This is a genomic window from Haloferax sp. ATB1, from assembly GCF_000730175.1.
This window is the reverse complement of the sequence record NZ_JPES01000109.1, coordinates 14,585-40,203: the sequence shown is the minus strand read 5'-3', so window position 1 is coordinate 40,203 and position 25,619 is coordinate 14,585. Positions and strand designations below refer to the sequence as shown.

16 protein-coding genes and 6 pseudogenes are annotated in these 25,619 nt (G+C 61.8%); 8 read left to right on the top strand and 14 right to left on the bottom strand.

The window, feature by feature from the left end:
- Positions 1-587 (top strand): aldehyde ferredoxin oxidoreductase C-terminal domain-containing protein (locus tag ATB1_RS18035; RefSeq protein WP_198526148.1); only part of this gene is annotated, 587 nt, incomplete at its 5' end.
- A gap of 53 nt (positions 588-640) precedes the next feature.
- On the opposite strand, the gene ATB1_RS18030 is transcribed toward ATB1_RS18035, so the two are convergent.
- The 3 genes and pseudogenes from ATB1_RS18030 to ATB1_RS18020 all read right to left on the bottom strand — a co-directional run bounded on the left by ATB1_RS18030 (position 641) and on the right by ATB1_RS18020 (position 4,091).
- The gene (locus tag ATB1_RS18030; RefSeq protein WP_042666182.1) at positions 641-1,438 is read right to left on the bottom strand and encodes an IclR family transcriptional regulator; all 798 of its coding nucleotides are present in this window, start codon (positions 1,436-1,438) and stop codon (positions 641-643) included.
- 669 nt (positions 1,439-2,107) lie between these two features.
- Positions 2,108-2,910: pseudogene (locus tag ATB1_RS18025) on the bottom strand (inositol monophosphatase family protein).
- 734 nt (positions 2,911-3,644) lie between these two features.
- Positions 3,645-4,091, bottom strand: coding sequence for a universal stress protein (locus ATB1_RS18020; protein ID WP_042666179.1), 447 nt, complete (start codon positions 4,089-4,091; stop codon positions 3,645-3,647).
- Between the two features lie 153 nt (positions 4,092-4,244).
- Between ATB1_RS18020 and ATB1_RS18015 the strand changes: the two genes are divergently transcribed.
- Positions 4,245-5,639, top strand: coding sequence for a GntP family permease (locus ATB1_RS18015; RefSeq protein WP_042666177.1), 1,395 nt, complete (start codon positions 4,245-4,247; stop codon positions 5,637-5,639).
- Between the two features lie 222 nt (positions 5,640-5,861).
- On the opposite strand, the gene ATB1_RS23590 is transcribed toward ATB1_RS18015, so the two are convergent.
- The 4 genes from ATB1_RS23590 to ATB1_RS23585 all read right to left on the bottom strand — a co-directional run bounded on the left by ATB1_RS23590 (position 5,862) and on the right by ATB1_RS23585 (position 12,507).
- On the bottom strand, positions 5,862-6,236 hold the full coding sequence (locus ATB1_RS23590) for an RICIN domain-containing protein (protein WP_241768344.1): 375 nt from the start codon (positions 6,234-6,236) through the stop codon (positions 5,862-5,864).
- Entirely contained in the window at positions 6,142-7,359 is a 1,218-nt protein-coding gene (locus ATB1_RS18010; protein WP_241768343.1) for a family 43 glycosylhydrolase, read from the bottom strand. Before ATB1_RS18010 ends, ATB1_RS23590 begins: the two co-directional genes overlap by 95 nt.
- Before the next feature lie 229 nt (positions 7,360-7,588).
- A complete protein-coding gene (locus ATB1_RS18005) occupies positions 7,589-11,062 on the bottom strand; it encodes a glycoside hydrolase family 2 TIM barrel-domain containing protein (protein ID WP_241768342.1) in 3,474 nt (1,157 codons plus the stop codon).
- A complete protein-coding gene (locus ATB1_RS23585) occupies positions 11,059-12,507 on the bottom strand; it encodes a sugar-binding domain-containing protein (protein WP_241768341.1) in 1,449 nt (482 codons plus the stop codon). Before ATB1_RS23585 ends, ATB1_RS18005 begins: the two co-directional genes overlap by 4 nt.
- A 381-nt stretch (positions 12,508-12,888) precedes the next feature.
- On the opposite strand from ATB1_RS23585, the gene ATB1_RS18000 reads away from it, so the two are divergent.
- The gene (locus ATB1_RS18000) at positions 12,889-14,442 is read left to right on the top strand and encodes a family 43 glycosylhydrolase (RefSeq protein WP_241768340.1); all 1,554 of its coding nucleotides are present in this window, start codon (positions 12,889-12,891) and stop codon (positions 14,440-14,442) included.
- Between the two features lie 907 nt (positions 14,443-15,349).
- Here the strand turns inward: ATB1_RS18000 and ATB1_RS21835 are convergent.
- Both ATB1_RS21835 and ATB1_RS21830 read right to left on the bottom strand, forming a co-directional pair.
- A pseudogene (locus ATB1_RS21835) lies at positions 15,350-15,463 on the bottom strand (IS5/IS1182 family transposase); the annotation flags it as partial.
- A gap of 60 nt (positions 15,464-15,523) precedes the next feature.
- A complete protein-coding gene (locus ATB1_RS21830; RefSeq protein ID WP_128081507.1) occupies positions 15,524-16,009 on the bottom strand; it encodes a hypothetical protein in 486 nt (161 codons plus the stop codon).
- A gap of 471 nt (positions 16,010-16,480) precedes the next feature.
- Between ATB1_RS21830 and ATB1_RS17995 the strand changes: the two are divergent.
- Positions 16,481-17,091, top strand: a pseudogene (locus ATB1_RS17995) (molybdenum cofactor guanylyltransferase).
- Here the strand turns inward: ATB1_RS17995 and yqeC are convergent.
- Positions 17,088-17,819 (bottom strand): selenium cofactor biosynthesis protein YqeC, encoded by a 732-nt coding sequence (yqeC, locus tag ATB1_RS17990; protein ID WP_042666172.1) that lies wholly within the window; start codon positions 17,817-17,819, stop codon positions 17,088-17,090. The pseudogene ATB1_RS17995 and the gene yqeC overlap by 4 nt on opposite strands.
- Positions 17,820-17,870: 51 nt before the next feature.
- Positions 17,871-19,626 (bottom strand): annotated as a pseudogene (locus ATB1_RS17985) (aldehyde ferredoxin oxidoreductase family protein).
- Positions 19,627-19,904: 278 nt separating this feature from the next.
- On the opposite strand from ATB1_RS17985, the pseudogene ATB1_RS17980 reads away from it, so the two are divergent.
- The 3 genes and pseudogenes from ATB1_RS17980 (at position 19,905) to ATB1_RS17970 (ending at position 22,849) form a co-directional block, all read left to right on the top strand.
- Positions 19,905-21,037, top strand: a pseudogene (locus ATB1_RS17980) (CobW family GTP-binding protein).
- Between the two features lie 142 nt (positions 21,038-21,179).
- On the top strand, positions 21,180-21,620 hold the full coding sequence (tnpA, locus tag ATB1_RS17975) for an IS200/IS605 family transposase (RefSeq protein ID WP_042662612.1): 441 nt from the start codon (positions 21,180-21,182) through the stop codon (positions 21,618-21,620).
- Complete coding sequence (locus tag ATB1_RS17970; protein ID WP_042662613.1) at positions 21,617-22,849, top strand: RNA-guided endonuclease TnpB family protein; 1,233 nt, start codon at positions 21,617-21,619, stop codon at positions 22,847-22,849. Before tnpA ends, ATB1_RS17970 begins: the two co-directional genes overlap by 4 nt.
- A 125-nt stretch (positions 22,850-22,974) precedes the next feature.
- Here ATB1_RS17970 and ATB1_RS22610 read toward each other — a convergent pair whose 3' ends face one another.
- Together ATB1_RS22610 and ATB1_RS17965 are read right to left on the bottom strand one after the other, a co-directional pair.
- Entirely contained in the window at positions 22,975-23,139 is a 165-nt protein-coding gene (locus ATB1_RS22610) for a hypothetical protein (RefSeq protein ID WP_193493643.1), read from the bottom strand.
- Positions 23,140-23,213: 74 nt separating this feature from the next.
- Positions 23,214-24,372 (bottom strand): annotated as a pseudogene (locus ATB1_RS17965) (glutathione-independent formaldehyde dehydrogenase).
- Positions 24,373-24,772: 400 nt separating this feature from the next.
- Between ATB1_RS17965 and ATB1_RS17960 the strand changes: the two are divergent.
- The gene (locus ATB1_RS17960) at positions 24,773-25,153 is read left to right on the top strand and encodes a Rid family detoxifying hydrolase (RefSeq protein ID WP_042666170.1); all 381 of its coding nucleotides are present in this window, start codon (positions 24,773-24,775) and stop codon (positions 25,151-25,153) included.
- A 116-nt stretch (positions 25,154-25,269) separates the two neighbouring features.
- Here the strand turns inward: ATB1_RS17960 and ATB1_RS17955 are convergent, their stop codons facing one another.
- Positions 25,270-25,545, bottom strand: a complete 276-nt coding sequence (locus ATB1_RS17955) for a hypothetical protein (protein WP_042662615.1) — start codon at positions 25,543-25,545, stop codon at positions 25,270-25,272.
- Positions 25,546-25,619: the final 74 nt, after the last annotated feature.

Below are 25,619 nucleotides of genomic sequence, written 5' to 3'. Positions count from 1 at the left end.
ACCTCGTGGAGAAAATCGCGCTCCGGGAGGGCGTCGGCGACGACCTCGCCGAGGGCATCGCCCGCGTGCACGACGACCTCGGCGTGGAGAACTGGACGGTCAAGGGGATGGACTTCGCCGCCCACGAGGGGCGCGTCCTCCACGGACAGGGCCTGTCGTACGCCGTCGCCAACCGCGGCGCGGACCACATGTACGCGGTGTTCTACTCGCAGGAGTACCCGCTCGTCGGCAAGGACGACGCCTACCCGCCGGAAGGCTTCGAGGGCAAGCCCAAGCGCCTCATCGAGAAGGAAAACCAGATGGCGCTCAACGACAGCGGCATCGTCTGCAAGTTCTCGCGGGACTTCATGACCCCCGAGCGCTACGAGATGCTGTTCGGCGCCGACTTCGAGGACCTGCTGGCCGTCGGCGACCGCATCGTCACGCTCGAACGGCACTTCAACAACCAGCGCGGCTTCGACCGCGGCGACGACACGCTCCCGTACGCCGACGAGTTAGACGGGTTCGAGGCGGCGCTCGAAGCGTACTACGAGCGTCGCGGGTGGACTGACGACGGCGTCGTTCCGTCCGGAAACGTCCCGGCGTAACGCGTCCGACGAACGTTCCTCCCTTTTCATTTCTCACGTCTCGCCCTCGATTCTCACTCTTCGTTCGTCTCGCTCGCTTGGGTCTGATACAGTTCCGCGACGCCCTGTTCGAACCGCTCGGCGGCGCGTTCGAGCAGTTCCACCTGCGTCGCCCGCGTCTCCTCGTCGATGACGTAGGCGGGGCCGCTCAGGTTCAGCGACCCGTAGACCTCGCCTCGCGGCGACTTCACGGCCTTCCCAATGGCCCAAAAGCCCTCGACCGCCTCGCCGCTGTTCTCGGCGTACCCCCGCTCGCGGACCGTCGTCAACTCCGCGAACAGTTCCTCCTCGGTCGTGATGGAGTCGTCCGTCGCCGCCGGCAGTCCCCAGCGGTCGATGATTTCCCGCACCCGCGTCTCCGGGTACTCGGCGATAATCGCCTTACCCGAACACGTCGTGTGGACGTGAAACGGACTGCCGTCGATGAGAAAGCGCGGGGAGTTCGCGAACTCGAGGTCGCCGTACAACGAGACGATGCGACCGTGTTCTTCGACCGCGAAGTCCGCGTCCATCGACGACTCGCTGTCGAGCCACGAGACGGTCTCTTGGGCGACCCGGTAGTAGTCCTTGCGCGTCCTGACGTAGTCGCCGAGGTGGCAGAACTTCGCTCCCAGTTGGTACTCGTTGTCGATGTTCACGACGTAGCCGTACTCCGCGAGCGTTTTGAGGTGGGCGTGGACGGTGCTCTTCGCGAGGCCCGTCACCTCGACCAACTCGCCCATCGTCGCCCCTTCCAGTTCGAGGATGTGGTCGACGAGCGCCAGCGAAGCGGCGGTCGTCTTGAGCACGCCGGACGGGTCGTGTCTATTCATGGAGGGGAATCCACGGTCAGGGGTTAAAGATGTACCTCCGTTTGTGGGGCCAGCCGTGTCGACCAGCGACCGAGACATCGGTCCTGAACGCCCGGTCGTAAACGACCTGTGTCAGCTATTCGACGATTCGGTCTGTTCCGGAAAGCCGAACGTTTATACGTTCTTTCTGAGGTTGACAATAGTTAACACACGCCTCTGTGATACTTACGAACGATACAGCTCGGAATTATCAGCTTTTCCGCGGGGTGACCGACCCGTCTATATATACCTATTCGGAAGTTAGGAACGCCGAGTCTCTCGAGACGCGTGAGACCCGACTTTTCGGGCGAGCGAAGACCTGAGACCGCCTCTCTCGTCGAGACTTTCGGACGCGTGAATGTTTAAGTGAGGGTGCGGACCGAACGATGCCATCGCACTACCGTCTGCACTTTGTGTCGACAGTCCGCGTCTCCGACCTTCGTTCTCGGTCTGCTCACGGTGAAATCCCGCTCGCCCTCTCGTGACAACATTACTATGTTCGCGTGGTCTCCCCGACAGGTCACGTCTCCCATCGATGCGGTTTCCACCCGTTTTCATTACAGACATAAATCTGTAATTCTGATGTGCCCAGCCATCTATTACGAACTGTCTGTCCGGTCGGGCGGTGCCGGGTGGTGGCGGTTGGTGCCGCTACCGCGTCGCCTCGAACGCCGCCTGCGCCGCTTCGAGTACCTCGTCGTGTGCGTGTCCGTTCGACGCTACGAGCCCCGGCTGTCCCGGTCCCCAGTTGTTTCCGTGGAGGTCGGTGACCGTTCCGCCCGCGCGCTTGACCAGGTAGACCCCGGCCACGGTGTCCCAGGCGTTCGGCTGTTCGTCGAGGCCGACGACTGCGTCTATCGACCCGTCGGCGAGCCGCGAGAGCGTCAGTTGCGTCGTCCCGAGTTTCCGCATCTCGCCGAACGTACCGAAGATGTCCCCCGCGAGTCGTTCGATTCCCGGTTGGTCACCGTCCTGATACCGGAGCGTCGAGGAGACGAGAAACGCGCTGGTGTTCGACTCGTCGTTGACGGTTATCGGCCGCCCGTTTCGCTCGACTCCCGCCTCCGTGGCGATGTAGGTGTCTCCCGTCTCGGGAGAGACGTTCACCGCCGCAATCGGTGTCTGGTCTTTGACGACGGCCACGCTCGTCACCCACTCGCGGGCACCTCGGGTGTAGTTCTGCGTCCCGTCTATCGGTCGATAATCCAGGCGTATCCCGACTCGGGGACGGTCTTTAGTTCGTCTTCCTCCTCGCCGACGACCGCATCGTCGGGGAACCGCTCTCGAATCGTCGAGATGACCCGCCGTTGCGTCTCGCGGTCGACTTCCGTGACGAGGTCTATCGCGTCGCCTTTCTGCTCGATATCGAGTTCGGTTCTGAAACGCGCCGACGCGTGGTCGGCACCTCTTTCCGCGGCATCGATTGCGACTTCCGTGCGGGGGTCCGTGTCCATAGCGACTATGTACGACACGGCGAGAAAAAGCCTCGGACAGCGGTCAAGCCTTCGCGGTCTCGTGGCGAATGCGCGACGAGCGTTAGCTGTCGGTTAGTTTCTCCCCGGTGGGTGTACGCGTTCTGAGGGACACAACACGCCGACTCGCGGTATCTCGACCGTTCTTCCTCTCAGAACGGCCATCCGAGATTCGATACGAGTACGGCACCCCTCAGAGCGGGGCTCTGCGCTCACCCGTGACCCCCCGTCCGAGGCCGCGAGTTAGCGCGTGGCCGAAACCGGTCTCTGTAGCGCCTTATTCGCGACTCCACCATCTCTGTGATAACTCACCAAGCGAGCTCGTTGCTCGTGGGGGCGTGTCGATCGGTTCGGTCGAAGGATCCGATGCATTCTGTCTTCCTGCGCGTATTGGAATTCTCGACGCAGCGGTCTCTTCAGCGCCTAAAATACCGATATTCGAATGAAACTCGCCCATTCTATTACATGTATAATTGTGTAACGTTTATCTGTGTGTGGCCGATAAAAATTCTCAGATAGCAAACGAGATGTGGCAATCAGTGCCGCTAGTCGAGGGTCGCTTTCAATTTCGCGTGAGTCGGCTAGAGATGGTCTCGAAAAAGAACAGAATCGGTGGTGATCCGTCTGCTCACGTGCGTACTTCACCAACCGACAGTCCGCAGTTGAGTTCTCTCGCCGGGCAATCGGTACTCACTGACGACTCCGGGAGACGGGGTTCACCGAGTGGTGACGGTGACGAACCCGTCGAACTCGAGGATGACTCGCTGCGTGGTGTCACCGAAGATGGCCTTACCCGTCGGCGAGCGTTGACGTCCGGAAAGGAAGATGTGGTCGCACTCGTTTTCGACTGCCGCATCGAGTACTTCGGTGGCCTTGTCGCCGAGGGACCCGACCGCCCGGTACTCCACCTCGAAATCAGCGAGCACTTCGCGTCCGAGGTCTTGAGCGAACTTCGTCGCCCCCTCTCGCGCGTCGTCGTGTGTGTAACTCCTCGAAGAGTTCAGGAGCGTCTCCATCGTCCCGCGTCGGGCTTTGTACTCGTCTTCCGTCGTCACGTGGATGAGGACCATTTCGGCATCCATCTGTTCGGCCAGCGAACCGGCCTCGCGGACGACCTTCTTCGAGGTCTCCGATGGGTCTACGACGGCTAGGACTCGTTCCATACCGTCTACACGTGGGCCGACTTTGAAGAAACCACGGGCAGCGACGTCGTAGACTCCCTCAGAGAACGTTATATTCCAACCAACAGTATACATAATCAAGCATTGACACATAGTAACGATTATTAACTAATATGATTGATTCGAAGACGGATCATGACGGTGGAGTTCGTCCATAGTCCGCTACTTACGTTCGTAGTCGGGCTCATACTAGTTGTACTGTTCCTCGTCGTGTGGGACCTGCCCGCGTTCGTGGGGTTAGGACTCGCCGCGTTCTCCGTCGGCATCGTCAACTCGGTGTTCGTCTCGGACTTCGCGCTTGTCGATGCGGCGACGAGAACGGCAGCGGCGTTCGGAAACGGGATGGAAGGTATCGGTATCCCGATCCTCATGGCGGCAATCATCGGCAAGTCGATGCTCGAAAGTGGGTCCGCTCAACGTATCGTGCGGACGTTCCAATCGCTCGTCGGGAGAGAGAACTCGGAATTTGCGCTGTGGGGGAGCAGCACGGTCCTCTCGATTCCGGTGTTCTTCGACAGCGTCCTGTTCCTTCTGGCTCCGCTCGCACGCTCGATGCGTGCACGCCGCGGAAAGAACTACGCGTTGTACCTCATCGCCGTGGGCGCCGGCGGCTCTGCGGCGCACGTGTTCATTCCGCCGACCCCGGGGCCGCTGGCAGTCGCTAGTCAAGTGGGCGTCGACCTCGCCATGACGATGGCTGTCGGTGTGGCCGTCGCGATTCCCTCGGCGACGATGTCCGGGCTCGTCTTCGGCCATTGGGCCAACGCTCGGATGGAGATTCCGCTGCGAGACTCGATGGGGACGACGACGGAAGAACTCGAAGAGCGGGCACAGCAGAGCAGTAGCTCGCTTCCGGGGACGTTCGAGGCCGCGCTCCCGATCGTCCTCGCGGTCGTGTTAGTGAGTTCGCTTACGATTCTCAACACGCTCGAACCGCTCTATCCGTCGCTCGCGGTCGTCAGACCAGGAATCGCATTTATCGGAGACAAGAACGTCGCCATGACGCTCGCTGGGCTTACCGCGGCGCTCACGTACCTCCGCTGGTCCGACCTCTCGCGTTCGCTGTGGGAAGACGAGCTTACTGAGGCGCTCAAGAGCGGTGGGAACATCGCTGCAATCACCGCGATGGGTGGCGCGTTCGGCGCGCTGCTCGCCGCGTCGGGAATCGGCCCGTACATCGCCGATAGCCTCCGTGGGATTGGAATCGGACTGCTGGTAACCGCGTGGCTTATCGCCGCTATCGTCCGCATCGCACAGGGGTCCGCAACGGCCGCGATGCTGACGACCGCGGGTATCATGGCACCGCTGACGAGCCAGCTCAACGTGCACCCCGCGTACCTCGTTATGGCGATCGGCTCGGGCGGCATCATCTGTTCGTGGTACAACGACTCCGGCTTCTGGCTGATGAAGGAGATCGGCGGTCTGACGCAGATGGAGACGCTGAAAACGTGGACGGCGCTGACGACGATTATCTCGGTCACGGGAATCGCTTCGGTGCTCGTCTTCTCGACTATCGTTCCGCTCGCGTGAATTTCGGCCGTCGAAACCGAGCGGCAAACGGAAGCGATGCACGCACCGAGACCACAACCGCGTAATCTTTTCGTGGCCGGTGGAGCGGTCCGCGCCGTCCGAGGAAGTGGCCGTGATTACTCCCGTTTTCCCGCCACGCGACGACGCGTCGTTCGTCACCTGCCACCTGCTCATACGTCCCCGGCGGCAATGCCGTGCTGTAGACCCCGGTCGGTCGCTCGGTCAGACCGAGGTGAACGTCCACCGCTGGTGTGCACCGCCGTTGTCGCTCCACTGCTGGACGTTGTCGCCGTCGGCGGTGCCCGCGTTCGCCACCTCGGCGAGCAGCCCGCTGTTCGCGTTGACGAGGCGGTACTCACCGCCGCCCGCGTCTTCGATAGTCCAGGCCTGAGTCGGGTGGGTGGTGTTGCTGTACTGTTGGATGTTGTCACCCTCTGCCGTGCCGGCGCTCGCAACCTCCAGCCAGAGGCCGCTGTTGACGTTCGTGATCGCGTAGGTTCCGTCACCGTTCGCCGTGACGTCCCAGTCCTGACACGCGCTCCCGGTGTCGGCGTACTGGCGCACGTTGTCGCCGTCGGCCGTTCCGGCGTCGGCCACTTCGAGCAGTTTGCCGCTGTTGACGTTCGCGATGTGGTACGTGCCGTCCGAAATCGGGACCGCTCTCACAGCCCGATGGCTCGCCGGGGACGGGGGCCTCGCTACTCGGCACGCCGTTGCAGGCGATGACCGGCCAGTCGTTGTTGTCCCACTCGATGCGGTCTTGCATCATGTAGCGCGTCTCGTCGCCGGCGGTCGCCTCCACGTGGTAGAAACACCACCAGTCGCCGTCGGGGCCCTGGAAGACGTCGTTGTGGCCCGGGCCGGTGAACTCGCTGTTGCCCTCCAGAATCGGGACGCCCTGGTGGGTCTCGGTGAGGTCCCGTAGGTCCGTGCCGTTCTGGTTGTAGTACGGTCCCGTGAACGATGTCGCGCGGCCGCATTCGAGGCGATAGGTGCTGTCGTACCCCTCACAGCACTGCCCCGAGGAGTAAAAGAGGTACCAGTACCCGTTGTCTTGGAGCATCACCGGCCCCTCGATCATCTGGCCAGCCATCTGGAACTCGGTGCCGGGGACGATGTCGTCCATCGCGTCGTTCATCTGGACGGCGTAGAGGCCCTCGTAACTGCCCCAGACCAGCCACGGCTGGCCGTCGACGATAACCGTGTCCGCGTCGATGCAGTTCGTCAGGTCGAGGTCGCCGCTTTCGATCACCGGTCCCTGGTCGGTGAAGGGGCCGTCGGGTGTGTCCGAGGTGGCTAGGCCGATTCCCGCGTTGTCACTCCCCCAGACCGACAGCGAATAGTAGAGGTGGTACTGGCCGTTGTGGTATCGGACGTCGGGTGCCCAGCAGCCCGGGTCCGACTCCGTGGGGTGCCAGCCCGGCGTCTCCGTGAGCGCCGGCGCGATGTACGACCAGTTGTACATGTCCGTCGACTCCGCGATGGGGATGATGTCTTGGGGCGTCTCCGTTCCGTAGGCGTAGTAGGTCCCGTTGTCCTCGATGATCGACACGTCGCCGAAACCGATCGGCCCGACCGGGTTGTGGTAGTGCGTGGAACTCCCGTCCGCACTGGCCGTCCCGCTCAGTCCGAGGCCGCCGACGGTCGCCACCGCACCCGCGCCGAGCGATTTGAGTACTGTCCGTCTATCGATATTGTTGCTGCCATGACGTTTAGTCATGTCTCCTAGCGTACAGATGGTGGGTATATAATGCTTGTTGGTAACAATTGTGACGGCTCGGTCAGCGCCGCGGTGAGAAGACCGATTGACAGGCTGAACAGCAGACCGAATAACAGACCGAACTGCAGTTGAGAGATACAGCGAACGGTATCGAGTTGAACAGCCGGGGATACCGACGCGACTGTTTACTCTGCGACGCTCGGGTCGACTCCTGAATCCGGTTCGGTTCTCAGTGCCGAGTTTGCAACGTTTCCCCTGTCGTTACGGGTGGGAAAACGAGCACCGAAGACCGAGGCCCGAACGCTACTCCTGCGCGCCGGGGAGCCGTCGGTTCGCAAGCGCCATCGGGTCGTCGTCGTTGGAGTCGAACGGTCGAAGGACGACGCTGAACGTGGTCGATTCGACCGGGACCTGATACCGGTCGAGCGGGTTGGTCGGGGTTCCGCCGAGGCCGGTCACCCGGATGGTCGAGGTTGAGCCCGACGGACCCGCGTTCCTCCAGTTCGTACTGGTGTTCGGCCGCCGCGAGATTCGCCCACTGTTCGAGGCTGACGTTCGCGTCCTCGTCCCCGAACGTCCCGAGGAGAGACACCTCACCGTCTGAGAGCGTCGCCCACCGCGTCTGTGCCTTGTTCCCGTTGTCGGTCGGAGGGAGGTAGGGGACGTACTGTTCGTCGACGGACCCCTCGTAGCGGCCGATTGGAACACCCCACTTGCGGTCGGGATAGGTCTCCAGTTCGCCGCGACCGTACCACTCGAAGTCACCGAATCGCTCCGGGAGTTCGAGTTGGACGCCGACCTTCGGAAGCCAACCGCTGACCGTGTCGCGGAGTCCCTCGTTGGGATGGGCTTCGACGTCGATAGCGACATCGCCGCTCCCGTAGACTCGGTAGTGGTAGTTGGTGGCGAAGCCCGGGCCGTTCGCGTCCTCGACGCTGTTGAACTCGTCGAGCGGCAACCACGCCACAGCGCCGTCGAGCGGCGTGTCCGTCGCGAGCGCCCCGAGTTCGTCTTCGGAGAGCGCACGGTCGTAGATGCGTACCTCGTCTAGTGCGGTTCCGTCCGCGACGCTCGAACCGACCTGCGTCGGCGCGTCGATGTGTTGCAGCGTCCCTTCGTAGGTGCCGCTTCCGAGGGGTTCTCCGTCGACGAACAGCGTCATCTCGCTGCCGTCCCAGACGCCGGCGACGTGGTGCCAACCCTCGGTCCAGTCGTCCGGAACCGGTCCGTCGGCGACGTGCCAGCCGTCGGCGTTGAACACGAACTCCAGATACCCGTCACGACCGCTCTCGCGGCGCTTGAGCAGATACTGCCGTCCGCCCTTGGAGACGTAGACCTGCGCTGCGCCGCCGTCCTGTGGCTCGCCGGGGTGGACCCAGAACTCGATTGTGAGTCCCGCGTCGGTGATGTCGAGGCTCTCGGACTGCCCGAGCGAGAGCGTGCTGTCGTTCGTGAACTCGACGGCCTGCCCGTCGGCCCCCTCGACGACTTCGGCTTCACCCGCGAGGACGCCGTCGTTGTCGTGTTCGGAGTGGTCCGGCGTCTCCAGCCGACTGGCCGGTTCGGCCCCCTCGGCGAAGCCCTCGACTGCGACCTCGACGAGCGACTCGTCGCGGCGCTCGACGTCGACCGACTCGACGGAGTGCGTCAGTTCGTCGAGACCCGCCTCGTACCACGAGAGCGCGGGGGCGCTTCCCCACTGTTGAATCTCGTTCATGATCGGGGCGCGCCACGAATTGAACAGCGGGCCGCGTTCGAGTAGTTCGGCTCCCTCGTACGCCATCGAAGACAGCGTTCCCGTGTCGTCGGCAACGACGTACTCGAAGCCGTCACCGGAGATGGTGACATCGCCGGCTTCATCGACCGACAGCGGTCCCATCGAATCGAGTGACGCGGACTCCGGTTCGGGCGCGTCGACGGGAACTTCTAACTGTTCGAACGCGACTTCGTGACCAGCATCGGCGTACACGGTGCTTTCCGCGAGTGTGAATCGCACCGTTAGTCGGCACTCGACGCCCGACCCGGGATTCGACGGCGCTTCGACGGGGAGGCTGACGCGGCGGGTCTCTCCCGGACTGATGTCGACATCGAAGCCACCGGAGCGGAGCGTTTCGCCGTCGGCGGTCAGTTCCCATCGCCCCTCGACGGCGTCGAGGGACGTGAAGTTATATCGGTTCGAGATGTAAATCTCGCCCGCCGCAACGTCGGCGTCGGCGACACCAACCGGCTGATGGCTGTGCTTGAGTTGCCACAGTTCGGGCTGTGGGTCTCGGTCGGACCAGACCAATCCGTTGAGACAGAACGCCCCGTCGGGGCCGTCGCTGTGGTAGAACTGGAACGGCTCGCCGTCCGCCGTGGTGTCGTTCAGGTCCTGGTTGACCCAGTCCCAGACGAACCCGCCGACGAGACTCTTGTCTCGCAGCAGGTCGGCGAAGTCGTACGCAACGAGAGCGCCGTCCGTTCGCTCGCCGTCGGCATCGCTCGTCTCCTCGGGGTTCACAGCGCGGTCGTAGATGCCGACGCTGTCGACCGTGAAGTTGGCATCGCCACCGACTCGGACCGGCTCCGAACCAGCAGAAAGTCCCGAGACGGAGTGATTCGCTGTGCCTGCGCGCTCGCCGTCGACGTAAATCGCGAGCGCGTTCGAGTCGGCGACGCCGACGATAGTCGTCCAGTCGTCGAGACTGCCGTCGGAAATTGGGGCTGTGACCGTGCCCTCACCGCCGCCGACCGAGAATTCGATTTCACCGCCCGAAAGCGTCAGCGCGTACCTGCCCTCGTCGACGACGATGGGTGTGTCATCCCTGCTGGTTCCCTCATCGACGGAAACTGTCGCGCCGACCGTGAACTCACCGTCGTGTTCGAGTTCGGGGGTTCGTCGGATTTCAATCGCGTCGCCCGCGCCGAGTTCGACCGCCCCGTCGGTGTTCCCACCCGGTGCCGCGTCCGGCCCGGGAACGACATCCGGCGACCCGACGAGCACACCGGGGATGTCGGAGCCTGCCCGGTCGGTCGCTTCCCGTACTGGCGGCTTGATATACTCGTTCCACATCTCGTGGACGAGTCCCAGGCTGTTGCCCATCGCGTGATTGTACTCGCCCATCACGACGGGACGGAGTCCGTCACCGATGTACGACCCGTCGCCGACCGACAGCAACGTCCCGATGTCGGCGTACCGCGGCCCGAGCATGTCGCTGTACTCGACGTTCCAGCCGCCGCCGTTCGGTTGGTGATAGAGCAAGCGGTCGGACGCTAACCCCTCCGCAGTTCCATCAAATGACTCGACGGTTTCGACCCCGCTGACGTCGGCGGTATCCTCGGGGATGTACTCGTCAGAGTCGGCCGCTAGCGACGCCATTTCGAGGTGCTCGGAACCAGTCCCGGCCTCGTTGCCGGTCGACCAACTGAAAATCGAGGCGTGATTTCGGTCTCGAAGCACCATTCGGCGGAACTGCGCGACCGCCTGGTCGTGGTAGACTTCGGTGTTCGCGAGCAGTCCCTCCCACCAGTGGGTCTCGACGCAGACTTCGTCCTGCAGGTAGAGGCCGTACTCGTCCGCGAGTCGGTACAGCGACGGGTCGTTCGGGTAGTGAGAGGTCCGGACCGCGTTGATGTTGAACCGCCGCATCGTCTCGATATCTTCCCGAACGCGCTCGATTGGCACGGTCCGCCCGAAGTCGGGGTCGGTCTCGTGGCGATTCACGCCCTGAATATCGACCGACTCACCGTTGACCAGAACCTCGGCACCGTGTCGTCCGCGGGTCGTCTCGTAGGTCCGGAAGCCGACTTCTCCAGCATCGCCTCCGTCGGTTCGCTGCCGACGGGTGCGAGCTCCAGCGCGAGCTGATAGAGGTTCGGATGCTCGGCCGACCACTTCGCGGGGTCCGTCACGTCGGCATCGAGCGTGACTACCGCACCGTCTTCGTCCACAGTCGCGGTCGACGAGAGAGTCGTGACCTTGCGCCCGCGCGGCGGCCCGCGGCCGCGACCGGTGTTGTCCGGTGGGCCGCGTCCCTGAGGTTCCTTGCGGCCCTTCTGCTTCCCGTTGTCTCGACCTGCCGCGTTCGTCCCGTTCTCACGCGGCGGTCCGCGGCCCGGTTTCGTGCGGGAGGTCTCGTAGAGGTACGCGCGCACCTCGTACTCTCCCGCGGGCGCATCGCCGTAGTTCGCGATTTCGGCGTCGATACGAAGTTCGCCGTCCTCGTAGTCGTCGTCGAGGTCGGTGTGCGCGTAGAAATCCCTGAGGTGAACCGTCGGCGTCGCGAACAAGTAGACGCTTCGGAAGATGCCGGCGTACCGGAACATGTCGATCGTCTCCAGCGCCTCGCTGTCGGACCAGTGATACACCTGCACTGTGACCTGGTGGTCTCCGCCGGCCTCGACGTGGTCGCTGATGTCGAACTCGGCGGGCGTCATCGACCCCGTCCGGAAGCCGACGTACTCGCCGTCGACCCACACGAAGAAGGCCTGCTTGACGCCTTCGAAGTGGAGGAACGTCTCGCGGCCGTCCCACGCCTCTGGCACTGCGAACGACCGTCGGTACGTGCCGACGGGGTTGAGGCCGTCGTCGTTGATGCCCGGAACGTCGACGGTGCCGTTCCCGTCGGGCACTAAATCGCCATCTTGATTCGGCTCGTAGGCTTCCCACGTGATGGCATTGTTCGCGTAAATTCGCTGACCGTAGCCCTGCGTCTGCCAAACACCGGGAACGTCTATCGAACCCCACTCGTCGCTCGCAAGGCTGGCGTACGAGTCGGGAAGGTCGGAAGGCTTCTCGTGGAACGCGAACTGCCACTCTCCGTTGAGTAGTTGGACGTACTCCGACTCCGCGAATCGCGATTCGAGTTCGGTAAACGGTTCGTCCGCCGTTCGGGCCGCGTGCACGGACCCGTAGGGAACGGCGGTCGTAACGTGCGTCGGCTCGACGTTCTCGGCAACCGTCTCGGGGTCTTCGAGGTACGCCGCGAGATTCGAAATCCGACCCGGGGCGCTTGGCACGTCCATCGCTGCTACGGCACCGGATTGCGAACTTGCTCCCATGGCGACTGCGGCCATTCCGGTCGCCTGCAAGAACTTCCGTCGCGTCGGAGTGAGCCGACTATCGGATGATTGTTCGATACCTGTCTTCCGCCGATTTGAGTGTGTCATGGTGTTTCGATGTGCGGTAGGAGGTCTAGGACGCTCGTCAACCCCTTCCTGACGCGCAGTTGAGGAACTACGACCGTCAAACTATAATCATATACAATTAACTTAATTCTAATGGCAGTATCACATAGAACCAATAGAACATGTGCCGAGTATTATATGGTTGGTGACTGCTTGTCACTCTCCTGCCGAGTAGGCCCGTAATTACACCGTGTTTGATACCTGCTATTTTGGTCGCTCTCGTCTCGTGCCATGATGTGGTCTTTCTGCGTCTGTCGTTCGAGAAGCTGATTCCACGGTCGTGTTCAACCGAAGCCGGAAGCAACGAACCAGGCAATAACAGCAAAAAGCATTATGTATATGTGACTATACTTTGGCAGTTGCATGCCAGAAGATGACAGTGGCTTGAACAGGCGGAACGTCTTGAAAAGCATCGGAATCGGCGCTCTCGGTTCGACTCTTGCAGTGGCGGGGAGCGGGTCAGTCTCTGCGACGACGGACGATTCGACACACTATCACAACGCGCTGTACGGTCCTCACTTCCCCGACCCCACGATTCATCGGGCGGGAGACGGAACCTGGTGGGCCTACGGAACGAACATGAATCGGAACAACGACTCCGACGAGTTGCTCATCCCGATTCTGCGCTCTGACAACCTCCACGAGTGGACTTACGTCGGGGAAGCCTTCGACTCCCGTCCGGGCTGGACGTACGGGTCCATCTGGGCACCGGACATCCACTACTACGACGGAGAGTGGGTGATGTTCTACTCGCTTTCACCCCGCCCGTGGGAGAGCGGTGAGTTCGGTATCGGCCTCGCAAAGTCCGACACGCCGGACGGTCCCTTCACTGACTACGGCCAGATCATCGGCGACAACGACCACGCCGGTGGCGGGTCCATCGACGGATACTTCGTCAACTACAACGGCACGCCGTATCTGTTCTGGGGGAGTTTCCAGGGAATCTATCTGATGGAACTCACCTCGGACCTCCAAGACTGGAAGCCAGAAACGCTCCAACAGGTCGCCGGTGACGCCTACGAGGGGGCGACAGTCTTCTACCGCAACGGCTACTGGTACCTGTTTGTCGCAACCGGGACCTGCTGTAACGGCTACAGCAGCACCTACGAGGTCGAGGTCGGCCGGTCGACGAACTTCTTCGGGCCGTACACCGACGTGTCGGGCACGGACATGATGAACTACAACAGCGACAACGCCGGCATCGCGCAACTCACCTCGAACGGTCGGTTCGTCGCGCCCGCCCACGGAGACATCACCACGGACGACAACGGGCAGGACTGGTTCGTGTATCACGCCTACGACCGTACTGGTCCGGAGTACGTAGACGGCGTTCCGGCCCGGCAGTTCTTCATCGACCGCGTCGAGTGGACGGACAACGATTGGCCCGTCATCGCCGGGGATAAGACGCCCAGTCTCCAGTCGGTCGAACCGAACACCAACGACAGCGGCATCCTCGCCGACGGGATTTACGAGATTCAGAACGTCAACAGCGGGAAGGTGATGGAAGTCGCAGATGCCAGTACGAGCGACGGGGCGAACGTCCGGCAGTGGGCCGCAAACGACTGCACCTGCCAGCGATGGTGGGTCGAGTACATCGGTGGCGGCGAGTACCGCATCGTCAACGAGAACAGCAACCGCGCACTCGACGTCCCGGACGGGACGACCACGGACGGTGCGAGTCTCCAACAGTGGCCGTGGTTCACCGGTGCCGCCCAGAAGTGGAACATCATCGACAACGGTGACGGGACCTACCGCATCGAAAGCGTCGCGACCGGTGACGTGGCCGAGGTGTACAACGCCGGGACCGCTGACGGAGACGACGTGGTCCAGTGGCCGTGGAACGGCGGGGACCAACAGCGATGGAACTTCAACTTCATCGGCGGCGTCCAACCGCTCTGGGACGGTCGCCCGTGGTGATCGGCACCGCTGCATCACAACGACGCTGAGCTAGCACGCAGCTTCTGACCCCGCGTTGCAACGACAGTCGCTGGGGTATATGGCTCGCAGTTCGGCATCTCGTTGTTGCAACGACGCACACCTCTCTCTGTTCGCACGTGAAATCCGCTTCGTCCTCTAGACTGGCGCTCGGGTGTGCCTACCGCCTCTACAACGCACCAATGAGTAGCGATTATTCGGGTTCTCCGACAATCACGGAGAAGTCCTTAGAGTAGACCTGCCTTTGAGTCGGTATCGCTCGTACTATCCTGTACTGCTCGACAAACCCGGACAGACGACGTCTATCCCCCGAACCCGTGGTGGTCAACCAATCCCAAATTTTGTATAGCGAGATGCAGTTCATTTGTCTATCACCGATCTCCCCGCCCTGATTACTAATCCTCGTTGTCTACTACGGACAACGACACTAGTACAATATTCAGATATAGTTCACAATCGCTGATTGTCTCGAAAATCACGTATTCAGATTCGGATTGGTCGACAGCGGGTCGCTTTGGGTGCTTCGGCCCCCGGTTGTGGACCGAACGAGCAACTCGCAGATGAGATATCGAACTTGGTCGATGAGTTGTTTCCTGGTACGCGCCAGTTCAGTACTGCAATTTCCGTCGAAATGTACGTCGCCAGCAGAACGTTAGTTCTGGAAATAGATCGCTTTGGCCCTCACGAACCGGTTTTGCGGTGGTTTGGTGTGGCCTCGACCTCCCTTCACGCGTTTTTCGTCTCGTACTATAATCCGACAGTCGCGGAGCTCATAAACCGTATAGAGCGATATCTATCTGCTTCGTCTGAGGATTTTCAGACCCAGCGTAACGGCCCAAGAGGTGATCAAAGTGGAGGGCCGTCGTCCGAGAGGCCAGCGAGCCGCTCCAAGTGTGTACCGTCGTTTCGAGAACTTCGAGGAGTACCGAGCGATAGAGCGGCGGGCAAAGTGGTATGCTTGTTCCACGAACCGGAGTAACCGCGACTTTGGGAGGGCTTGCATCCGGTCAGACTACCGGACGAACCTGTAACTTCCTGAGGATTTCAACAGAGCCACCTTGTGCTATTTACAAGAAACCACTCGCCCTTCTTTAGGATCAGGTACCTTCCAAGCGTTGTTCTCTGCCCGTAACACTTTATCAGCCATCAAATAGTAGCTGACCGACCAGGCGTAGTCTCCCGTTGCGTTCCTACTATCGAATGTTCGTATTCTAACCTCACTGATCTGGACTACGTATCCCTGCTCAGTCTTTTTTAGAGTGGTATTGGAATAGTCCACTTCTAATTTATCAATGTTCTCTGAATAATATCTATTCCAGGTGAGATTTTCTTCGAATTGGTGGACAAAATCTGTAGCTTCCTGAGGAGAGAGTTCCTCGTTATAGGTTGGGGGTTCTTTTTCGTGGGACAGTTCTGGGTGAGCAGTAGGTAAATCAGTCTCACAGTAGGTGCTGGCCTCTGTAGTCGGTTGACTAGGGTCTACGGTACCTATACATCCAGCAGAAAGGGTAAGAACAATTAAAATTAGTGTTGGATATTTTGAGTCCATCTAATCCACCTTAATGACAACAGTAAATAAAATCTTTGTAGAAATACTAATTTACTAACCATTATAATGATGAGATGATGTCAGACGGAAGATATGGAATAAACAGCTCTGTTGAAATCCTCTTTCCGTCTTGCGATTTGTTGAGAGACTAGTTTTCACTGTGACCCACGGAAACTAGCCAGAAAGAGCACTCTCTCCAATGTCAACGCTGAAGCATTTCAACAGAGCCAATAAAATAAAAATGTGGATAACACGGGTAGCTGTGTAATGTGTGATTCGTTCTCACTCACTCTCGCGTCCCGAAATCGAAGTCTCTGACCGCTCAAAAAGCGTCGAACGTTTCGGACTGCAAGCGACGGTAGCCCGAGAATACAGCACAGCGATAGCTAAACCCGGCACGAAACTGACGAACGAATCGATATCCGACTCGTAGCACAACTGCTTTCCACGACGAAAGTGAACACCACCAGTATGCGAACTGGTGTCATCATCGCCGGCGGGTACTCGACGCGATTCGGTGAGGAGGACAAAGCAGTCGCTTCGCTGGCTGGAACGCCTCTCATCCGCCGCGTCGCCGACCGGATGGCGGGTGTCATCGACAGCCTCGTCGTCAACTGCCGACCGGAGCAGACTGCTGCGCTCCGAACCGCGCTCGATGGCTACGACCACCCAATAACGATTGCGGAGGACGCGGACTGCGACGAGGGCCCGATGTCGGGAATTATGACGGGTCTGCGGGCCGTGGAGACGGAGTACGCGTTCGTTGCCGCCTGCGATATGCCTTTCTCGAACCCGCGCTCATCGAGAGACTGTTCGAGCGGGCGGGCGGTCACGATGCCGCCGTGCCGCGGGTCGGTGACGGTTGGTTCCAGCCGACGCACGCGGTGTACCGGGCCTCGGCGATGGCTGACGCTTGCGAAACCGCGCTGGCTGAAGGGAGCCACAAAATCATCGACCCGCTGTTCACGCTCGACTACGTCGTCCTCGGGGAGGACGAGGTGTGCGAGTACGCGAGTCTCGACACTTTCGAGAACATCAACACCCCCGACGAGTTCGCTCGCGCGGCGGAACAGTTGCGCTAGCGCTCTACGACCGACACGACGGGTTCTGGCGCCGTCAACTGCGTTAGCACGACGTGCGGGACGTCCGACCGAGCAAGGATGTCCGTAGCAATCTTCCGTGCGACAGCCTCGTGGGCCGCGTCATCGACCTTATTCAGTACGGGAACGACTGTCGCACCGTCGGGGACGTCCGCGCGGCCGCCACGCTCGCTGGTGAGCACGGTTGCGACGTCCTCCGGGCGAATCGTGTCGCCGAGTTCGAGGTCAGTGAGAGCGGCAACCCGCTCCGGGCGGTGGACGCACGCATCGGTAAGTGGCTCACCGACCGCGTGGACGCTCGCGATGGGGAGGACGGTGTCGGCGGTCGCCGGGAGTTGTGGTTCGCGGTCACCCGGGGCCTTGAACTCGCGCATCCGCGCGCCATCGGCCTTCACCAGCACGGTGTCGGCGACGTTTGAATCCCCGATAGCGTCGACCACGTCGCGGTCGTACCCGCGGTAGCGGTCGTCGCCGTCACGGTCGGGGACGACGCCAACCGGCCAGTCAGTCGCCTTTTCGAGCGCGGCGACCGGCGTGTCGGTGACGACCACGTCAGCGACGTGCTGGTCGAAGATGGGGATGCGGACCGTCGCCGTCACGACAGCGCGGTCGAGCCGACGCGCCAGCGCGTACAGCGTGGACTTTTTCCCGCCCGCGCCGACGACGCAGACCACGCCGCGTCGAGCGCAGAGCGCATCAGCGAGCGTCATGTTCGTTCTCCGGGGTGTGCACGGTTCGTCGTCCAGCCGTTCGTGCAGTGTTCAAGCATCGAGGATGTCAAAGTCATCGGTGAGTTCGGTAAGGCCGAGGCGGTCGATAGTCTGGGTCGTCGGCACGCCGTCGTCGTTCCAGCCGCGGCGGCGATAGTACGCGTCGAGCATCGAGTCGAAGTCGTCGCGGTCGACGGTCGCACCGGCTCGGGGCCCCGTCTCAAGCGGCTCTTGGAGTGCGGCCGGGAGCGAATCGTCCTCGCGCGAGATGCCTTCGCGGACGTTGAACAGCCGCGTCACGTTCCAAATCCGCTCGCCGATTGTGGCGAGTCCGCCGACGGTTTCGAGGCCGACCGATTCGAGCCACTCCCGACCGAGGTCGGCGAGCGCGTCGCCGAAAAAGTCATCCGCGATGAGGCTCCAGAGCACCGACCGCCGGTTCTGTTCGCGGATGACCTCCGCCGCGGTCCGGTCGGCTCCCCAGTCGCCGTCGAACGCCTCGCGTTCGATGGGTCGCGCCCGTCGATGGCACGCCCCCCGGTCGCTGGTCGCGTACGCGAGTGCCATGCTCTGCGCGCCGCGCGGGTCGTAGGCCGGTAGCTCCATCGACTTCACCGTGGGGATGAGGGCTCGGCCGCCGAACCGCGTTGCCGCCGCTTCGACCCCCTCCGCGAGCGCGTCGCCGAGGTCCGATTCGCGTTCCGCAATTTCCTGCTAAGAGGGCCCGCGCGCCGTCGGGCTCACCGAACGAGAGCGAGCGGTCGAGTACGTCGGTGTCGTTGGCCTTGACCGTCCACGCGACCGCACTCCCGGCGCTAATGAGGTCCATCCCGAGGCGGTCGCAGGTCTGTCCCAATACAGCGACGGCGTCGAAGTCGTCGATGTCGAGTCCGGCTCCGAGCGTCATCGCGGTGGCACCGCGTGGGACGTGGTCTCCTTCCTCCGTAGCCACGCGATACCCGCCCGGAGTCTCCGTGTCGGCGTGTTCGCGGCCGACGGCCCGGTCTTCGACTGTCGCGATACCTAACTCGTCCGCCGCTTCGAACTGTCCGTCGCTCCAGCCTCGCGTCGAGAGTGCGCCGATTTCGTTCGCGAAATCGATCGTCTCGACGGTTCCGCTGGCCTGAAGCCACCGCCCGGTGGCGGTCTCTCGGTACTTCGCCGCGTAGGCCTCTCGCAGGTCGTCCAAACCGTCCGGAGGGTCTCCCCGCGCGACGATGGCCTTCAGCCGCTTCGAACCCATCACCGCGCCCGCTCCTCCTCGGCCGGCGTGGTGGTCTCCGGCATCGGACGCGATAGTGGCGTATGCGACCTGTCGTTCTCCCGCGGGGCCGATACACGCGACAGATGCAGTCGGGAACGCCCGCGCCGTTTCGACCGTCCCGGCCCCCCACGTCTCGGCGGGTTCGATTGTAGCGTCCCCGTCTTCGATGACGAGGTGAACGGGCTCGGACGCGACACCCGTCACGAGTAGGCCCATGTGCGACCCGAGCGCGCCGGCCAGGGAGTCGGGGAACTCGCCTCCCGCGTACGAGTCGAGAAAGCACCCCGTCAGCGGTGATTTCGTGATAGCGGCGTATCTCGAATCGCCCGGGAGATAGCCCGAAAGCGGGCCGAGCATGAACAGAATCGCGTTCTCCTCGCCGAGCGGGTCGACACCGGCGTCGAGTTCGTCGTAGAGATACCGGGCGCCCAACCCTTTGCCGCCGACGTATCGCCGTCGCCACTCGTCCGGAATCGGCGTGCTCTCGACCGAGCCGGCGGACAAGTCGACCCGCAGGAGTCGGTCAGCGATTGGAGGTGCCATCTGGTCGTTCGTCAGTACCGGCGACCAAAAAGATGTGCCGTTCTCGCGGACCGCCGAGCGATTTCGGTGGCGCGAACGCCTCTGTCAAAGTCGTACACCTCGGTTCGCTCGCGGTTTGAGGCGCCCAACGCGAACAGACGGGAAACCAGATATGTCACTCGAAATAGACGATGTGTTTTCACGGCGGGAGTTCGGAGAACGGCGGGTTCTGTCCCCCGTGTGAGTCGACCGCCCCAGTCTTCATTACGACCACTCGCGAGGCGTCACACAGCATCGACATGTCTACAACGGAAATACCGATTACGGTCGTTAGCGGTCCACTCGGCGCGGGTAAAACGACGTTGGTCAACCGACTCCTGAACGACCCCGGTGACAGGGAGATTGCCGTCGTCGTCAACGACATGGGCGAACTGAACGTCGACGCGGAGTTAGTCGCGTCCGAGTCGGGCGACGGGGTCATCGACCTCTCGAACGGGTGTATCTGCTGTCGGCTACAGGACGACCTCGTGACCGAGGTGACGCGATTGGCGGAGAACCGCTCGTTCGACTACCTCCTCATCGAGGCCTCGGGCATCAGCGAACCGCTCCCGATTGCACGCACGCTGGCGAGCGAGTCGAACGAGGGCGGGCTGCCGGAACACCTCCGGTTGGACACCACGGTCTCGGTCATCGACGCCTACGGGTTTTGGAAGGCGTTCGACCCGGCGGAGTCGCTTCCGGACGCCGCCCCCGACCCGGAGCGTCCGCTGACGGAGGTCTCGTCGAGCAGGTCGAGTTCTGTGACGTGCTGTTGCTGAACAAGTGCGATATGGTCCCCGACGATGCGTTGGACGCCGTCGAGGCGGAGATTCGAGAACTCCAGCCGCGTGCGAGCCTCCACCGGACGACGTACAGCGAAGTCGCCCCGGACCGGGTTCTCGATACGGGGCGCTTCGATTTCGAGGCGGCGAAGCGCCACCAGGGGTGGAAGCAGGCCCTCGCGGGCGACGGGACCGAGGCGGACCACGCCCACGACCACGACACCGACCACGACCATACCCACGACGAGGGCGTCTCGGCAGCGACGGCCCACGGCGTCGAGTCCTTCGTCTACCGTCGAGACCGTCCGTTCCATCCGCAGCGTCTCGACGCGTGGCTCGACGACTGGCGGGGGAACGTCGTCCGCGCGAAGGGGTTCGCGTGGGTCGCGAGTCGTCCCGAGGCGGTCCTCGGCGTGAGTCAGGCGGGACCGTCGGTGCAGGCCGGTCCCATCGGTCGATGGGGAGATGATGACCCCGAGACGCGACTCGTGTTCATCGGCCGCGACCTCGACGAGGACGCAGTGACCCGAGAACTCGACGAGTGTCTGGCGACGACGGACGAGCGAGGGGCGGCGTATCCCGACGACCCGTTTCCCCGTGAGTCCGCCTGATACATAGTGCGAGCGCATACCCGCGTCTTCAGGCGCGGGTCAAGCGGACAATAGCGTACACAACCACCGACGGTAGTACGGCTGGATTTCCCACCGTGTAAGGTGGTTTTAAGACACACGCTACGTATAGTGTGTAGTACGGATGAAGACCACACGGCACGCAACGTACAACCTCAACTACCACATAGTGTGGATACCGAAGTCTCGCAGAACCGACGGTTCTGCGGACATCGCGGAACAGGGTTCCGCTCAGTACCGTCGGTCGGTACTCGTCGGTGACGTTGCAACCCGTGTGCGAGACATCCTCCACGAAATCGCTGACGAGAAGGGGTTGGAGATTATCGACCTCACTGTCCAACCCGACCACATCCACCTGTTCGTCAGTAGCCCGCCGAAGCACGCTCCGTCACTTCTCGCCAACTGGTTCAAAGGCATCAGTTCGCGGAAGTACAACCACCGACACGCCGACCACGACAGTGAGAAAATCAAGTGGGTGCGAGGCTACTACGCGGGGACAGCAGGACACGTTTCGAGTGAGACTGTCGAGAAGTACATCCAGCGTCACGAGGAGGACGAACAGTGACCGAACTCACCGAGACGCTGGAACTGAAGCTTGTGGAACCGAACACCCACAAGCATCGGAAACTCTGTGAGACGGAACAGGCGTACCAAGACGCCCTTGAATCCGCGTTCAACGCTAACTGCACCACACAGTCGGCGGCGAACGACGTGGTAGTCAACTACGACCTGAGCGGCTACGCCAAGAACGCGCTCAAGAAGTACGTCCCACAACTCTGTGGCGGAAGCGACGCCAAAGAGCTTCACGACGACCACCCCGTTCGGTTCACGAACGAAGGCCCGAAGCTCGACCACAAGCCACAGAACGCTATCGAGTGGTACGTCAAAATCCCGCACCACGACGACTACAACCTCTGGTTGCCCGCGCAACCGAATCCCGAACAGCGAGAGTGGTTGGAAGCGTTGCACGCAGGAGACGCAAAGATGGGCGAATGTCGGTTGTTCGACCGTGACGGCGAGTGGTACTTTCACATCGTCGCCACGCGGGACGTGGAGGAACGAGAGACCAGTTCGGCGGAAACGCCGATTGGGGTAGACATCGGGGAAGCCTCTTTGTTAACGGTGTGTCACCGTGACGAGCGCGGCTCCCCGACTGCACCCAACCTCTGGAACGACGAAGGCAAGCGAGTACGGCAACTCCGTGAGACGTACTTCACGGCGACTCGACGCCTTCAAAAACGCGGAAGCGAACGTATCGCTGAATCCTACGGCGACGAGTTGTGGCGACACATCGACCACATCCTTCACACGGTCACGTCGGAGGTCGTCTCCTACGCCGACCGATTCGAGAATCCCGTGTTGGTTCTGGAAGACTTGACGCACATCCGTGAGAACATGGACTACGGCGCGTTCATGAATCGACGGCTTCACGGATGGGGCTTCGCCAAGATGCACGCTCAGATTCGCTACAAGGCGTCTGAGAAAGGGATTCGTGTGGAGACAGTGAATCCCGCGTACACCTCGAAAACGTGCCACTGTTGCGGAGAGACGGGCTACCGTCCGAAGCAGGCGACGTTCAAGTGTTCCAACTCGGCGTGTTGGGTTTCGGAGTACCAAGCAGACGTTAACGCCGCGCTCAATATTGCAGACCGCTACCTCAGTGGAGAGAGTCATCCAAGAGAACACACGGCTGGCGATGACTCGGCTGAGGAAGGGGGACGTTTGACCGTCCCACAAGACAGCCAAGCCGATGCTGACACCCAGCAAGAGACGCTTGGAACGTATGCGTCTTGAAACCTTAGGGCCGCACTCGGCCTGAAATCCCATGGTGGGATTCCCGCGTTGACGAGACGCTCTGCGTCTCGTTCGCACACCAGAACGCTGTGCGTTCTGGGGACGACTTTAGGCGCGGGAGGAGGTCAATAGGCCGCGCCGAAGTCGACCTCGTCTCGGAGTTCGTCCCACGACTCGTGGAAGCCATAGGTCGACTCCGACTCACCGCTGATCACCGTCTGATACACCTCGTCGTACTCCAACAACTGCGTCCAACCGTCGTGGTACCGGTAACTGCAGTACTGACACATAGAACGCGATACTGGGCAAACCGGCAAAGGAGTATCGGTGGGAACCGGGTTAGGAGGCTCCGCTGCTCCTAGTCCTAGGGTTCCAGCAGGACCTTCGTGACGCCCTCTTCGCGGTTGTCGAACTTCTCGTACATCTCGGGCGCGTCTTCGAGGTCGACGCGGTGGGAGACGACCCAACTCGGGTCGGCGCGTCCCTCGATGATCATGTCGCGGAGTTTTCGGTTGTACTCCTTGACGTTACACTGGCCGGTGCCGAGGGCCTGACCCTTCTCGAAGAGGAGACCGAAGTCGATGCCGAGGCGGCCCTGCGCGGCCATCTCGTCGGGAGCGCCGGGGTCGTCGGGCACGTAGAGACCGGGGATGCCGAGTTCGCCGGTCGGTCGGACCGTCCGAATGAGGTTGTTGATGACGACGGCCGGGTTCTCCCGGGCGGGGTCGTACGCGGAGTCGGCTTCCTTGTCCGGGTCGATGGCCTGGTAGCCGACCGCGTCGACGCCCTTGTCGACGCCGCCGCCGTGAATCTCTTTGATCTGTTCGACGGGGTCGCCCTCCTCGAAGTTGATGGGCGTGGCGTCACAGTGTTCTTCGGCGAGCGCGAGGCGACTGGGAACGCGGTCGACGACGTAAATCTCGGCCGCGCCCTTGAGCTTGGCGCTGTAGGCGGCCATCAGGCCGACCGGACCGGCGCCGTAGATAGCGACGGAGTCGCCGGATTCGAGGTTGGCGAGCTCCGTGCCGTGCCACCCCGTCGGGAAGATGTCCGCGAGCAGCGCGAACGAGTCCTCGTGCTCCCGCCCGTCGGGTAGCTTGAGCGCGTTGAAGTCAGCGTACGGAATGCGGAGCTTCTCGGCCTGCCCTCCCTGATACGGGACCCATGGCGACGTAGCCGTACGCTCCCCCGGCGAATCCCGGGTTGACGTTCGTACAGAAGCCGGTGTAGCCGTTCTCACAGTTCTCACAGAAACCACAGGCGACGTTGAACGGCGCGACGACGCGGTCGCCGACTTCGAGACCGCTGACGGCATCGCCGACTTCTTCGACGATACCCATATTCTCGTGGCCGAACACGATTCCCGGTTCCGCGGCCGTCCGTCCCTCGTACATGTGCAGGTCGGACCCGCAGATACAGGTCGTCGTGATGTCGATGACGACGTCGTTCGGGTGTTGAATCTGGGGCTCTTCGACCGCTTCGACTGCGACCTCTCGTTCGCCTTTGTAGACGACTGCGTCCATAGACATTGTGTGAACTCCACTCAACCTCTGCGAACGGTCACCATTTATAGCTCGGGTAGACTTCGTTTTCATGAAGTCTGACACGTCACGGTTGAGTAGGGTGGTGTAGCGCATTCTCAAACTACTAGATAACTTATTGTTTGTGTTTTTCTCATGGCGTACTCGTCCAGAGAACACACCCGCGACGACCCGGTTCCGAATCGCAGTCGACGGCCCCGGTCACGCTCGGCGCTCCCTTCCGGACCGACCGTTGATGCACCGTCTCCCTGCCACCTGTAACGGTAGTCGTCAACTCGCGTGTGCGCCGAGACATCCCACAAGCACTCCGGTTTCTTACATGACGTGTGCGGCTTCAGTCCCCGAACTGGATTTAATACGGACCGTCCGAAACGGCCGGGACATGAAGCGCACGATTAGCACTTCGGATGCCCCGGCGGCTGTTGGCGCGTACAGTCAAGCGACGACGAACGGCGAGCTACTCCTCACCGCGGGACAGCTCCCGCTCACGCCCGACGGTGAGCTACTCGACGACGCCTCGGTCGACGACCAGACGAAGCAGTGTCTCGAAAACGTGGCGGCGATTCTCGCCGCCGAGGACGCGTCCTTAGGCGACGTGCTCAAAACGACCGTCTTCCTCGACGATATCGACGATTTCGAGGAGTTCAACGAGGTTTACGGCGAGTTCTTCGACGAAGATCCGCCGGCGCGGAGCGCGGTTGAGGTCGGAAACGTGCCGAAAGGAGCCGCGATAGAAATCGAAGCAGTCGCGGTGACCGAGTAGACGAAACGCCGCTGATCTCTGAAGGGCGCTCGACGATTCCGACGCGCCCGGCATTTTTCGAGCCGACTCGTCCCGACAAGCATGTGTTTCCGAGCAGTCGGCTCCACAGCCGGCGGCTACTCCAATCGCATGTTCTCGGCTCGCTCGGCCGCGAGGTCGGTAATCTCCTCGATGTCGCTCTCGGAGCGGTCCGCGAGGACGCGAACCAACATCCCGAGTTGGACCGCCGCCGTCTCGCGTAACTCCGACGCCTCTTCGGTGTCGTTGGCGAAGTAGTACTCCTGTCGACCGTCGTCGTGGACGAGTCCGGTGTACACGGACTGGACGTCGTCTTCGCGAGTCGCGTCGGCCGCCTTCTCTCGCACGTCGTCGAACCGTGGGTTGGTCATCATCACGGTAGACGACGCGTCGCCGCCTTAGCTTTTTGCTCCGCTCACTGTCCCGTCTGGGGCAGTCACCTGTCTCC